Here is an 11,594-nt window from a genome sequence, read left to right as displayed (position 1 = left end):
GAGCACGTCCGCGAGCGCGGCGTGCGTGCGGCGGCGCTCGGGCGTCGTCGCGCCGGCGTACACGGCTGACCGGACCAGCGGGTGCCGCAGCTCGACGCGGTCGCCGCGGCGGGTGAGGAGGCCGGACCGCTCGGCGGCCTCCGTCGCGGCGTCGTCGGCGCCCAGGGCAGCGGCGGCCTCCTGGACCACGGCGAGGTCACCGGAGTCGTCGGCCGCGGCGACCAGCAGGACCGCGCGCGCCTCCGCCGGGAGCCGGCGGTACCGGTCGAGGAACGCCGCCTCGACCCCGCCCGTGAGCGGCAGCTCGGCCGGCAGCTGCGCGCGGCCGAGCAGCACGGCGCGGTCCACGGCCTGCGCGAGCTCGGAGAGCGCGAGCGGGTTCCCGGCGGTGCGGGCGTGCAGCTCGGCCGCCACGGCCGCGGGTACGTCGTCGCCCACGTGCTCGGTGAGCAGCGTGCGCGTCCCGGCGAGGTCGAGGCCGCGCACGGGCAGGGCGGGCAGGTCCGCCGCGTCGAAGCCCGCGTCCTCGCGCGCGGCGAACACGACGGCGAGCCGCTCGCCCTCGACGCGGCGCGCCACGAAGAGCAGCGCCTCGCGGGACGCCTCGTCGAGCCAATGGGCGTCGTCGACGGCGACCAGCACGGGCCGCTCCTCTGCCGCCTCGGACAGCAGGCCGAGCACCGCGAGGTAGACGAGGAAGCGGTCGGAGCCGGCGCCGGCGACGCCGCCCGGGTCGCCACCGCCGTCGTCGGCGTCCACCTCGCCCAGGGCGACCCGGAGCGCGCGCTCCTGACGCGCCGGCAGCGCGGTCGCGGCGCGCATCAGCGGCCGCAGGACGCGGTGCAGCGCCGCGAACGGCAGCGGGTACTCGGACTCGACGCCGCGCACGCGCAGCACGCGCAGGTCGTGCACGTCGCGTGCGGTCGCGACCGCGTCCGCCAGGAGCACCGACTTGCCCGCACCCGGCTCGCCGACCAGCACGAGCGACCCGCCGTCACCGCGGCGCGCGCTCTCGATCACGCGCGCGACGGCGTCGCGCTCCGCGTCCCGGGCGACCACCACGGCGCGGAGCCTAGACCCGCGCAGCGCGGAGGTGGAGACCCCGGCCTCGCCCGCCGGGGCGCGATCCCGGTGATTTCACCGGCGCGCCCCGGTGGGCCTCCCGGCGAGCCTCGGAGTGCAGCAGCGGCCGAACCACAGCCGGCCGGTGCCGCGGCACCGTCACCGAGAGATCAGGAGCCCCGCCGTGATGCGGTCCACGCCCCGCACCTTCGTCGGCAGCACCACCGTGCGCGTCGCCGGCGAGGTCTGCGGCCACTGCCTCGACGCCGCCCTGGTGTCCGTCCGCCAGGTCCCCGGCATCCGCTCCGTCGCCGTGGACCACACGCGCCGGACCCTCACCGTCGTCGCGGACGAGCCCGTGGACCGCGCCGACGTCGAGGCCGCCGTCACCCGCACGGGCCACTGCGTCGCGCCCCTCGGCTGAGACCACCAGCTCGACCATCCCACTCACCCACACCCACACCCACACCCACACCCACACCCAGCAGGAGAACCCGATGACCCTCCTCACCACCCCGCCCTCACCCACCGACGCGTCACCCGGCGCACCCGCCCCCGCCGCGCTCGCCCGCGGCCTCGTCAAGGTCTACGGACGCGGCAGCACCGAGGTCCGCGCGCTCGACGGCGCCGACGTCACCATCCCGGCCGGCCGTCTGACCGCGGTCATGGGCCCGTCCGGCTCCGGGAAGTCGACCCTCATGCACGCGATGGCCGGCCTCGACCACGTCGACGAGGGATCCATCCGCCTCGGCGACACCGAGGTCACGGCCCTCTCCGAGCGGCAGCGGACCCTGCTGCGCCGCGAGCGCCTGGGCTTCGTCTTCCAGGCGTTCAACCTCGTCCCGTCGCTGACGGCGGAGGAGAACATCACGCTCCCCCTGCGCCTGGCCGGTCGCAGCGCCGACCGGACCTGGCTCGCGGAGCTCGTGGCGACGCTCGGCCTCGGGGACCGCCTCACGCACCGGCCGAGCGAGCTGTCCGGCGGGCAGCAGCAGCGCGTCGCCGTCGCCCGCGCGCTGGTCACGCGGCCGGAGATCGTCTTCGCCGACGAGCCCACCGGCAACCTCGACTCGCGGCACGGCCACGCGCTGCTGGCGTTCCTCCAGCGCGCGGCGCGCGAGCTCGGCCAGACCGTCGTCATGGTCACGCACGACCCGACGGCGGCGTCGTTCGCCGACCGCGTCGTCTTCCTCGCCGACGGCCGCGTCGCCGGCGAGCTCACCGATCCCACCGTCCCGACCGTCCTGGCCCGGATGGCCGGGCTCGAGCAGCCCGCGCCGCGGGCGGAGGTCTGAGATGTGGCACCTGACCCTGCGTGACGTCGTGGCGCACCGTGCGCGGTTCGCCCTCACCCTGCTCGCCGTCGTCCTGGCGGTGACCTTCGTGTCCGGCAGCCTGCTGCTCACGGACACCTCCGACCACCTGCTCGACGAGCAGTTCGGCACCGCCGCCGCGGGCGTCGACCTCACCGTCCGCGACGCCGCGGTGTTCGGCGCAGCGATGGGCGTCGAGGTCGACCGCGACCCGCTGGGTCCCGACGTCGTCGACCGCGTCCGCTCCGTCGAGGCCGTCGACCAGGTCATGCCCGTGGCCGAGGGCCAGGGTCTGCTCGAGGTCGACGGCGAGGCCGTCGTGCCGTCGGGCGCGTCCGTCCTGACGTCGTGGGCGCCCGAGCCGTTCGGCGCGTTCGCGGTGCGCGAGGGGCGCGCGCCCGCGGCGGCGGGCGAGGTCGTGCTCGACGTGGCCACCGCCACCGCCGCCGGCGTGGGCGTCGGTGACACGGTCGCCGTGCTCACCGACCTGCGCACCGACCTCGAGGTCGTCGGCCTGGCCGGCTTCGGCGACGCCGACGGCCTGCCGGGCGCGACCATCGCGATGGTGACCCTCGACGACGCACAGCGCATGCTCGAGCTGGGCGACGGCGTCTCCGAGCTGCGTGTCACCGCGGCCGACGGCGCGTCGGTGCCGGACGTGCTGGCCGCCGTCCGGCAGGCGCTCGGCGACGACTACGACGTCGCGACGGCGCAGGACACCGCGGCGGCGAGCGCCGACGCGGCGAAGGAGCAGCTCGGCTCGCTGGGCCTCGTGCTCACCGCCATGTCCGCTGCCGCGGTGCTCGTCGGCGGCCTCCTCATCGCGAACACGTTCGCGATCGTGACCAGCCAGCGGCGCCGCGAGCTCGCGCTGCTCCGGGCCGCCGGCGCGACGTCGGGCCAGGTCACGCGGGCCGTGCTTGGCGAGGCCGTGCTGATCGGCGTGCTCGGCGGCGTGCTCGGCGCGGCGCTCGGCGTCCTCGCGGCCGGGGGCCTGCGCTCCGTCATGGCAGCCTTCGGCCTCCCGCTGCCGGAGGGCGTGACCGTGGTCTCTGCGTCGTCGGTCGTCGTCTCCGTCGTCCTGGGCCTCGTGGTCACCGTGGTGTCAGCCGTGGGCGCGGCTCGGCGGGCGGCGCGCGTGGCCCCGGTCGAGGCGCTCCGCGCCTCGGTCGACCTCGCTGGTGGGAGGACCTCGCCCAGCCGGGCGCGCCGCGCGCTGCGCGGGGTCCCGCTCGCGCTCGGTCTCGCCGGGGTCGCGGCGGTCGTCGCCGGTGCCCCGGTGATGGTGCTCGTGCCTGCGGCCGTCGCGACCGTCGTCGGGCTCGCGCTGCTCGGGCCGGTGCTCATGCCGTCGCTCGCCCGCCTCGTCGGGGCGCCGCTCCTGCGGACGGGCGTCACCGGGCACCTGGCTCGCGAGTCGGCCGCGCGGGCGCCGCGCCGCACCACGTCGACCGCGATGGCGCTCGCGCTCGGCCTCGCGCTCATCGCCTTCATGACGGTGGTCGCGACGTCCCTCCGGGAGGGCATGACGGGGACCTACCGCGAGACCGTCACGGCCGACCTCGTGGTCGAGAGCGCCCGCGCCGAGATGCTCGGCGGCCTCTCGACCGACGTCGCGCACCACGTGGGAGAGCTGCCCGAGGTCGCGGCGATGTCGCGCCTCCGGTACGGGCACTGGCTCGACGGCGGGCAGACGAGCGCGCTGTCCGCGATCGACCCGGCCACCCTCGCCGAGGTCACGGACCTCGACATGGTCGCGGGCTCGCTCGACGCGCTCGCCGACGGCGGCGTCGTCGTCGCGGCGTCCGTGGCCGAGGAGCGCGGGCTCGAGGTCGGCGACACGGTCACGATGACGTTCTCGTACACCGGCGACCAGCGCCTACCCGTCGTCGGCGTGCTGGACTCGGTGGACGCCCAGGCCCTCTCGACGGGCTGGTTCGTCTCGCTGGACACCTACGCGGCGCACTTCACCGAGGACCTCGACGCGAGCGTCTTCGTCCGGGCCGCCGACGGCGTGCCGGCCGACGAGGTCAGGGCAGCTGTCGAGGGCGTGCTCGCCGACCACCCCACGGCCGCCGTCCGGGACCAGGCCGCGGCGGCCGAGGCCCGCGGCGCGACCGTGGACCAGGTGCTCGGCCTCGTGACGGTGCTGCTCGTGCTCACGGTGGTCATCGCGCTGCTCGGGATCACCAACACGCTCGCGCTGTCGGTCGCCGAGCGGACGCGCGAGATCGGCCTGCTGCGGGCGGTCGGCGGCACGCGCCGGCAGATCGGCGCGATGGTCCGGTCCGAGGCCGTGCTCGTCGCGGCCATCGCCGGCGCCCTCGGCCTGGCGCTCGGCGTCGGGCTGGGTGCGGCGACGGTGACGGCGCTGGGGCGCTCCGCGCCGCTCGCCATCGCCCTGCCGGCGGGCCGGCTCGCCGTCGTCCTGGTGGTCGCCGTCGTCGCCGGTCTGGTCGCCGGCCTGGCGCCGTCGCGCCGGGCCGCGCGGATGGACGTGCTCCAGGCGATCGCGACGCACTGACCGGCAGTCACGGCACTGACCCGCACTCACGGCACCGCGGCACCGCGGCACCGCGGGGAGATCCCGGTGATTCCACCGGCGAGAACCCCGCGGTGCCCGCGGCAGCCTCGACGCAGCACGTCACCGCACAGGCGACCGCACACCAGCCCACGAAGGAGCCACGACATGACCACCTCGCCGAGCGCGACCGCCGTCCCCGCGGGCGCGCCGACCGTGACCATCCGTCGCGCCGTCCCGGCCGACGCCGCGACGGTCCAGACCCTGGTCCTCGAGATCGCCGCGCACGAGGGCGACACCGAGCACGTCCGCGTCACCGCCGAACGGTGGCAGCAGCTGCTCGAGCGCGACGACGTCGTCGTCCTCCTCGCTGAGCGGGACGGTCGGGCGCTCGGCTACACCTCGGCCGTGCGCCGCCTGCACCTGTGGACGGGCGGCGACGTGCTCGCCGTCGACGACGTCTACGTGCGGCCCGGCGAGCGCAGCAACGGCCTCGGCCGCCGGCTGCTGACCGCGATGGCCGCCGTCGCGGAGCCCGAGGGTCTGCTGCTCACGTGGGGCGTCGAGCCCGAGAACACGGGGGCGCAGCGCTTCTACGCCGGCCTCGGCGCGACGCTCCGCGACAAGGTGATCGCCGGCTGGGCGCCGGCCGCGTACCGCCCGCTCGTCGCCGCGGGCACGGACGAGGTGGCCCGATGAGCGCCGTCGGCTCGCCCGTTGCCCCGGCGGTTGCCGCCGCCCCGGCGGTCTCCCCGGCCGCAGCTGCCGCACCCGCCACCGCGCCCGACGACGTCGCCGCACCCGGAGGCGGGCACCGCACCGCGGCGCTCGCGCTGCTCGTGTCCGCCCAGTTCGTCGTCATGCTCGACACGTCGATCGTCAACGTCGCGCTGCCGTCCATCCAGCGCGACCTCGGGCTCACGCCGGCGGGCCTGGCGTGGGTGGTCAACGCCTACGTCCTCGCGTTCGGCGGCCTGCTGCTGCTCGCGGGCCGCGTCGCCGACGTCGTCGGGCGCCGCAGGATGCTCATGATCGGTTCGGCCGTCTTCACGCTCGGCACGCTCGTGGCCGGGACGGCATCGACCGAGTGGCTCCTGGTGGCCGGCCGCGTGGTCCAGGGCGCGGGCGCCGCGGCGCTCAGCCCGGCCGCGATGGCGCTGCTCCTCGTCACCTTCCCGGGTCCCGCCCGCGCGCGCGCGATGGCGGCGTGGGGCGCGGCGTCGACGCTCGGCGGCGCGTCCGGCGTCCTCGTCGGCGGCCTGCTCGCGGGCACGGTCGGCTGGTCGTGGATCTTCTTCGCCACGGTGCCGGTCTCCGCGATCGCCCTGGTCGCGGCGCCCCGCCTCCTCGACGGGACTCGGGGTGCAGGGACGAGGCGGCAGTTCGACGCGCTCGGCGCCGCGTCGGTCACCGGCGCCGTGCTCGCGCTCGTCCACGCCGCGCTCGCGGTGCCGGACCACGGGTGGACGTCGCCGTCGGTGCTCCTCGGCGCCGGCGTGGCGGTCGCGCTCGGTGTGGTGTTCCTCGCCGCCGAGCGCCGCGCCGCCGACCCGCTCGTCCCGCTCGACGTCTTCCGCTCCCGCACGCTGTCGACGGGCGTCGTGCTCGCCGTGCTCGGCGGCGGCACGCGCGCGTCGACCTTCGTCCTCATCGCCCTCTACCTGCAGCAGGCGCTGCGGATGGAGCCGCAGGTCGCGGGCCTGGCCAGCGTCCCGACGTCGCTCGCGGGCTTCGTCGTCTCGGTCGCCGTCCTGCCGCGGGTCCTGCGCGTGCTCGGGCCGGAGCGCAGCATGGTCGCCGGGCTCGTCGTCCTCGCGGGCGGGCACCTCTGGCTGGCGCGCACGCCCGACGGCGGCTCGTTCGTCACCGACGTGCTGCCCGGCCTCATGCTCGTCGCGACGGGCGTGGCGCTGAGCTTCACGCCGACGACGATGGTCATCGCCTCCGCCGTGCCGGCAGCTCGCTCGGGCCTGGCGTCCGGCCTTGCGGGCTCGGCGACGCAGGTCGGCGCGGCCCTGGGGATGGCGGCGTTCACGGCGATCGGCACGGCGGCCACCCGAGCGGTCGGTGCTGCCGCCGACTTCGTCTCGGGGGGCGGCTTCTCGGCGGTGTTCACCGCCGCGGCGGTCGTCGCGCTCGCGACGGCGGCGCTGGGGGCGACGCTCGTCGGCAGGCGAGCCACGCCCAGCGGTCTGTCCACGGCGGACGTCCGGCGCTAGCGTTGCAGGTGACATGGCGCGCCGCTGCGGCGCACCGACCCGCGGAGCCGACGTGCGGCGCCGCCACACCGCCCGGGCCCCGCGTCCGGGCGAGCCACTCGGGGACCGCCGCCTCCACGGCCTCCGCTCCCCGACACCACCATCCACCTCGAGCGGCGCGACGACGCGCCCCTCCGCCCCGATGGGCCAAGGGCTCCGTACTGCGTGCCGCAGTACGCAAGGAGACGTCCATGCCCGCTTCACGAGCCCGTGCCCTGCGCGCCCTCGCAGCAGCCGGCGCGCTCGCACTCGTCGCGCTGACCGGCCTCGTCGGCCCGGCCGGCGCCGCGACCGAGACGACCCGGACGCGCATCCGCGGCCCTCTCATCCAGGCTCAGGCCGACGTCCTCGACGGCTGCATCGAACGGCACGTGTTCGTCCAGGCGATGGCGGACACGACCGGGGAGCCGATCGTCCTGGTGCTCGACTCGCGTGTCGACGTGTGCGGCGGTGACACGGGCAGCTTCGGCGAGGGGCAGGCGACGCCGGACCTCCTCGACGTCCGGCCGAACCTCTCGTCGGGCCGCCTCGTGGCGACCGTGCCAATCACGACGTTCGACGGGGAGCCTGCGGGCACGATCGAGCTGGACCTGACCTTCACCGGCACTGGCCCGATCACCGCCACGCGGTTCCGGCAGAAGGTCACCGATCCGGGCGGGACCACGATCACCACGACGATCCGGGACTCGTCACGGGCGGCCGTCGTCACGGGGGAGCCGGCCATCGACTTCCAGTTCGCCATGATCGGGAACGTCCGACAGGGACAGGTCGTCCGGACGCACACCTGACGTATCGCCCATCCTGCGTCGGGCGGCGCCCGGGGCGCGGGGCGCGGGGCGCGGGGCGCGGGGCGGGTACCCGCGCCCGCGCGCCGGTCAGGCGGTCGGCGTCCCAGCGCCGACGACGCGGCGCCGGCCCGTCTCGGTCGCGAGCTCGGCGCGTGCCGAGGGGTGCCGGGTGTAGTGCGCGATGGCGTCGAACAGCGCCATGACCTCGACCTCGAGCGCCGGGCCCGGGATGTCGACCCACGGCCCCTTCGGGGTGATCGCGTTGAGCACCCGGGGCCGGCGTCGGAACCGCCACGACGCGGCGCCGTCGCGGCCGACCACGCGCAGGACGGTCCACTGGTTGACCTGGTCGAACGCGATGCCCTGGACGTCGTCCCAGTCGAGCCAGGCGTCGCCGTCCCAGCCGTTGACGCCGATGCCGCGGGGCGACATGACGACACGGCAGGTGCGCGTCAGCTGGATCAGCTTGTCGGGGAGCACCAGCACGACGGGCACCGCCACGATCGCGAGGATCCACCAGCCGGGGTTGCCCTGGTTCCGGAAGGCGATCGCGCCGCCGCCGAAGACGATCGCCACGAAGACCGACATCCAGAGCGGGGCGTGCAGGAAGGTCGTCCGCCACGGCAGCACCACGGCGCGCTCGCCCTCGACCTCCGCGAGGGTCACGCGTCTGCCCGTGGCCGGGGGCTGGTGGAGGTAGTTGCGGTAGAAGCCGAACGCGAGGACACCCAGCCAGCCCAGGCCGCCCAGGAGCACGAGCACGCCCGTCCCGACGCTCCACGGCCGGTCCTGCGCGGGCGCGAGCAGCACCCCGACCGAGACGACGACGGCGACGAGACCGATGATCGCGTTGACGACGACGACGAACCACAGGAGCCCGCGACCGACCCCGGGCAGCGGCCCGCGGCCGACCTCAGAAGATCGAGTTCCAGGCATCCTTCACCGTGCCTCCGACGGCGCCCGCCGCGTCGCCGATCATGCTGCCGGCGTCGCTGACCGTCTGGCCGAGCTCCTCGACGCCGTCGACGATCGCGTTGCCCACGTCCTCGATGCCGTCGACCCCGTTCTCCCACATGGAGTCGATCGCGCCGGAGGTGATGATGCCGACGCCCGCCCCGATGATCGTCCCCGCGACGGCGCCGACGATGGTCCCGCCGACGGGCACGACGGAGCCGATGGCGGCCCCGGCCAGCGCGCCGGCGCCGAGCGACGCCGCGAACCCGGCGCCGTTCGAGACCGCCGCCTGCGCCTCGGACTCACCGTTCTGGACGTCGTCGTGGTAGCCGTAGATGGTCGCGCCGACGCCGAGCCAGAACAGGCCGCGAGCCAGCCCGGCCGGGACGCGCGGCGCCCTCGCCGTCTGGCCGGCACGCGCGGCGTCGTCGGCGTGCTGGGCCGCGGAGTCGAGCAGGTCGTAGTAGTGGCCGGGCGTCGTCGTGAGCCGGCCGCCCGGCGTCACGGCGTTGACGTGCGCCCGGTACGCCGCGGCCGACTCGAGGTGGAAGCCACGCATGAGGCGCGCGTTGTACGCGATCGCCGCCATCGCGCTCGCCGAGGCACCCGCGGTCAGCAGGCTCGACGCGACCGTGGCGAGGTTGCCGGCGTTCGACTCCCACGTCGACGACGCGGTGTTGATCGCGTCGGTCCAACGCTCGTGCGCCGACTCGACGAGCTCGACCACCGTGTCCCACGCGGCCTTCGCCGTGTTGTAGGCGCTGATCGCGGCCATGCCGGTGTCGTAGGCCTGGCGCTCGGCCGGCGTGTGGTCGACCGGTAGTGCTGGGACCGACGGCGGCGGTGCACCCGGTCCCTGGATGACGGTCCCGGACACGGTGAGCCCGCCCGCGGCCGCCTGGCTGCGCGCGCTCTCCATGTCCGCCTGGACGCCCTCGAGCACGGTGCCAAGCCGCTCGAGCTCGAGCCCGGCCGCGGTGACCGCGCTCGACAGCGTGCCCGCCCCGCTGGTCAGCGTGGCGAGCCTGCCCCGCAGGCCCTCGGCGGCGTCGCCCTCCCACGCCTCCGCGACCTGCCCGCGCTGGGCGTGGACGGCGTCGTCCATCGCCGTCGCGCCCGGCGCGAGCGTTCCCGTGAGGAACCCGGCGGCGCTCAGCAGGGCGCTCGGCGACCCGTCGACGCGCGTGTCGATCGAGCTCATTCGAGCGATCCCGCGAGAGTGCCGAGGCTGCTCGCGCTCGAGGCGTCGCCCGCGAGGTAGGCCGCGTTGCTCTCGTCCACGAGCCCCGCCAGGTGGTCCGCCTCGTACGCGAGCCGCACGACGACGTCGGCGGTCGTCGCGAGGATCGCCCCGACCAGCCCGGACGCGAGGCCCGCGTCCACGCTCGACGGCGCCCCGGCCGTCGCGGCGTCCAGGTCCGTGCCCGCGGTCCGCAGGCCGCTCGCGATGCTGGTCAGACCCGCGTGGTCGACGTTGACGCTCATGCCGGCGCCCCCTGCCGCTGCTCCTCCGGCACCACGAGGTCGAGGAGCACGAGGTCGAACGGTGCCGCGTCCCAGATCCGCTGCAGCTCGGCGGTCGGCAGGACGAACCAGGGCTGGTCCTCGCCGCAGCAGTGCAGCAGCCGGTCGAGGGCCGAGTAGACGAGGATCGCCGTCCGGCCGTCCTTCGTGGTCCGGTACTGCATCTCGAGGTCCGCCGGGTCGGTGACCTCGCGGACGCACGGGATGTACAGGACGGGCGGGTAGCCCTTCGGCAGCGGCACGGCCATCGGAGTCTCCTTCGCGTGGCGGTCGACCTCGGACGTTAGCAGCGGGTCCCGACGGTGGCAGGGCGGGTCCGGGAGCCTGGCATGATCGCCGTCGCGCGTCCGCCCGGGCGCCGGACGCCCACGCGGCGTCGCCGGATCGGCACGGGCCTGCGGGCCGGAACGGGACCACGATGCTCCGCCCCTCAGCACGTCGGACCGCGATCCCCGCGGTCGTCCTCGTCCTCGCGCTCGCCGCCGGGTGCACACCCGCCGACGACGACGAGCCGGCCCTCGCCCGCCAGCTCGGTACCGAGGAGTCCGCCGAGACGGCGCCGGGGCTCCTCTCCGACGCCGGCCTGACGCTCCCGGACTCCGCCCAGGACCTCCGCGTGAGCCTGGTCGAGAACGAGCCGTTCACGGACGCCTCGGTCGTCACCTTCAGCGCGGCGCGCGCCGAGGCGGAGGCCCTGTGCGAGGGCGCGGGCGCGGAGAGCGTGGAGAAGCTGCCGACCCACGAGGCCGAGATGCTGGGTCTGCTCGGCGACGACGGCCAGGCAGCCGTGCCCGACGGCACGACCGGCTGCTCGCTCACGTTCGGCGACGACCGGACCGCCCGCGTGCTCCTGGCGCCGGACGAGCCCGTCGAGACCACCGTCCTCGTCTACGGCTCCCCCGAGCGCTGAGCCAGCCCCCCCGGCCCCTCAGCCCTCAGTCCCGCCGCCCCGCCGCCCCGCCGTCCTGCCGGCCCGCCGCCCCGCCGGCCGGCCGTCTTCGTTCGAGCATCCGTGCAGATCACGACGTACGGAACTCGTCCATCGGCGCACGAGTTCGAATGCGAGCTTCTGTACGGCTCCGGGGAGCAGCCGGCGGCGAGGGCCTGCGGCGGGGAGCGGGCGGCTGGCGGCTGACGGCGCAGGGCGGGCGGCGCAGGGCGGGCGGGCGGGCGG

The 11,594-nt window shown here is 76.1% G+C and carries 12 protein-coding genes; 7 read left to right on the top strand and 5 right to left on the bottom strand.

The annotated features are described in order from the left end of the window. A partial coding sequence (locus ICW40_RS12470; protein ID WP_221654347.1) for an AAA family ATPase occupies nucleotides 1-1,062 on the bottom strand: 1,062 nt, incomplete at its 3' end. Between the two features lie 187 nt (nucleotides 1,063-1,249). Between ICW40_RS12470 and ICW40_RS12465 the strand changes: the two genes are divergently transcribed. The 6 genes from ICW40_RS12465 to ICW40_RS12440 all read left to right on the top strand — a co-directional run bounded on the left by ICW40_RS12465 (nucleotide 1,250) and on the right by ICW40_RS12440 (nucleotide 7,942). Then, the gene (locus ICW40_RS12465; RefSeq protein WP_221654346.1) at nucleotides 1,250-1,486 is read left to right on the top strand and encodes a heavy-metal-associated domain-containing protein; all 237 of its coding nucleotides are present in this window, start codon (nucleotides 1,250-1,252) and stop codon (nucleotides 1,484-1,486) included. A gap of 73 nt (nucleotides 1,487-1,559) precedes the next feature. Beyond that, nucleotides 1,560-2,357 (top strand): ABC transporter ATP-binding protein, encoded by a 798-nt coding sequence (locus ICW40_RS12460; RefSeq protein WP_221654345.1) that lies wholly within the window; start codon nucleotides 1,560-1,562, stop codon nucleotides 2,355-2,357. Between the two features lies 1 nt (nucleotide 2,358). Next, nucleotides 2,359-4,899, top strand: a complete 2,541-nt coding sequence (locus ICW40_RS12455) for an FtsX-like permease family protein (protein WP_221654344.1) — start codon at nucleotides 2,359-2,361, stop codon at nucleotides 4,897-4,899. Nucleotides 4,900-5,064: 165 nt separating this feature from the next. Then, nucleotides 5,065-5,595 (top strand): GNAT family N-acetyltransferase, encoded by a 531-nt coding sequence (locus tag ICW40_RS12450; RefSeq protein ID WP_221654343.1) that lies wholly within the window; start codon nucleotides 5,065-5,067, stop codon nucleotides 5,593-5,595. Further along, entirely contained in the window at nucleotides 5,592-7,115 is a 1,524-nt protein-coding gene (locus tag ICW40_RS12445) for an MFS transporter (protein ID WP_221654342.1), read from the top strand. Before ICW40_RS12450 ends, ICW40_RS12445 begins: the two co-directional genes overlap by 4 nt. Nucleotides 7,116-7,345: 230 nt before the next feature. Next, nucleotides 7,346-7,942 carry a hypothetical protein gene (locus ICW40_RS12440; RefSeq protein ID WP_221654341.1) on the top strand — a complete coding sequence of 199 codons (597 nt, stop codon included), beginning with the start codon at nucleotides 7,346-7,348 and terminating at the stop codon, nucleotides 7,940-7,942. Nucleotides 7,943-8,029: 87 nt separating this feature from the next. Here the strand turns inward: ICW40_RS12440 and ICW40_RS12435 are convergent, their stop codons facing one another. The 4 genes from ICW40_RS12435 to ICW40_RS12420 are packed head-to-tail and all read right to left on the bottom strand — an operon-like array spanning nucleotide 8,030 to nucleotide 10,668. After that, a complete protein-coding gene (locus ICW40_RS12435; RefSeq protein WP_221654340.1) occupies nucleotides 8,030-8,878 on the bottom strand; it encodes a hypothetical protein in 849 nt (282 codons plus the stop codon). Further along, nucleotides 8,856-10,097 (bottom strand): hypothetical protein, encoded by a 1,242-nt coding sequence (locus ICW40_RS12430; RefSeq protein WP_221654339.1) that lies wholly within the window; start codon nucleotides 10,095-10,097, stop codon nucleotides 8,856-8,858. The genes ICW40_RS12435 and ICW40_RS12430 overlap by 23 nt, the downstream gene beginning before the upstream one ends. Then, the gene (locus tag ICW40_RS12425; RefSeq protein WP_221654338.1) at nucleotides 10,094-10,381 is read right to left on the bottom strand and encodes a hypothetical protein; all 288 of its coding nucleotides are present in this window, start codon (nucleotides 10,379-10,381) and stop codon (nucleotides 10,094-10,096) included. The genes ICW40_RS12430 and ICW40_RS12425 overlap by 4 nt, the downstream gene beginning before the upstream one ends. Further along, nucleotides 10,378-10,668 carry an SAV_915 family protein gene (locus tag ICW40_RS12420; protein ID WP_221654337.1) on the bottom strand — a complete coding sequence of 97 codons (291 nt, stop codon included), beginning with the start codon at nucleotides 10,666-10,668 and terminating at the stop codon, nucleotides 10,378-10,380. The genes ICW40_RS12425 and ICW40_RS12420 overlap by 4 nt, the downstream gene beginning before the upstream one ends. Nucleotides 10,669-10,838: 170 nt before the next feature. Between ICW40_RS12420 and ICW40_RS12415 the strand changes: the two genes are divergently transcribed. Next, nucleotides 10,839-11,330, top strand: coding sequence for a hypothetical protein (locus ICW40_RS12415; protein WP_221654336.1), 492 nt, complete (start codon nucleotides 10,839-10,841; stop codon nucleotides 11,328-11,330). Nucleotides 11,331-11,594 lie beyond the last annotated feature (264 nt).

The organism is Actinotalea ferrariae (genome assembly GCF_019733465.1).
In the GTDB taxonomy this organism is placed as follows: Bacteria; Actinomycetota; Actinomycetes; order Actinomycetales; family Cellulomonadaceae; genus Actinotalea; species Actinotalea ferrariae_A.
This window is presented reverse-complemented; position numbering and strand designations above follow the sequence as displayed.

What these genes read in the sequence shown, in the direction of transcription:
- ICW40_RS12460 (WP_221654345.1), top strand. Translation starts at nt 1,560, where the DNA reads ATGACCCTCCTCACCACCCCGCCCTCACCCACCGACGCGTCACCCGGC.
- ICW40_RS12455 (WP_221654344.1), top strand. Translation starts at nt 2,359, where the DNA reads ATGTGGCACCTGACCCTGCGTGACGTCGTGGCGCACCGTGCGCGGTTC.
- ICW40_RS12415 (WP_221654336.1), top strand. Translation starts at nt 10,839, where the DNA reads ATGCTCCGCCCCTCAGCACGTCGGACCGCGATCCCCGCGGTCGTCCTC.
- ICW40_RS12425 (WP_221654338.1), bottom strand. Translation starts at nt 10,381, where the DNA reads ATGAGCGTCAACGTCGACCACGCGGGTCTGACCAGCATCGCGAGCGGC.
- ICW40_RS12430 (WP_221654339.1), bottom strand. Translation starts at nt 10,097, where the DNA reads ATGAGCTCGATCGACACGCGCGTCGACGGGTCGCCGAGCGCCCTGCTG.
- ICW40_RS12450 (WP_221654343.1), top strand. Translation starts at nt 5,065, where the DNA reads ATGACCACCTCGCCGAGCGCGACCGCCGTCCCCGCGGGCGCGCCGACC.
- ICW40_RS12445 (WP_221654342.1), top strand. Translation starts at nt 5,592, where the DNA reads ATGAGCGCCGTCGGCTCGCCCGTTGCCCCGGCGGTTGCCGCCGCCCCG.
- ICW40_RS12435 (WP_221654340.1), bottom strand. Translation starts at nt 8,878, where the DNA reads ATGCCTGGAACTCGATCTTCTGAGGTCGGCCGCGGGCCGCTGCCCGGG.
- ICW40_RS12440 (WP_221654341.1), top strand. Translation starts at nt 7,346, where the DNA reads ATGCCCGCTTCACGAGCCCGTGCCCTGCGCGCCCTCGCAGCAGCCGGC.
- ICW40_RS12465 (WP_221654346.1), top strand. Translation starts at nt 1,250, where the DNA reads ATGCGGTCCACGCCCCGCACCTTCGTCGGCAGCACCACCGTGCGCGTC.
- ICW40_RS12420 (WP_221654337.1), bottom strand. Translation starts at nt 10,668, where the DNA reads ATGGCCGTGCCGCTGCCGAAGGGCTACCCGCCCGTCCTGTACATCCCG.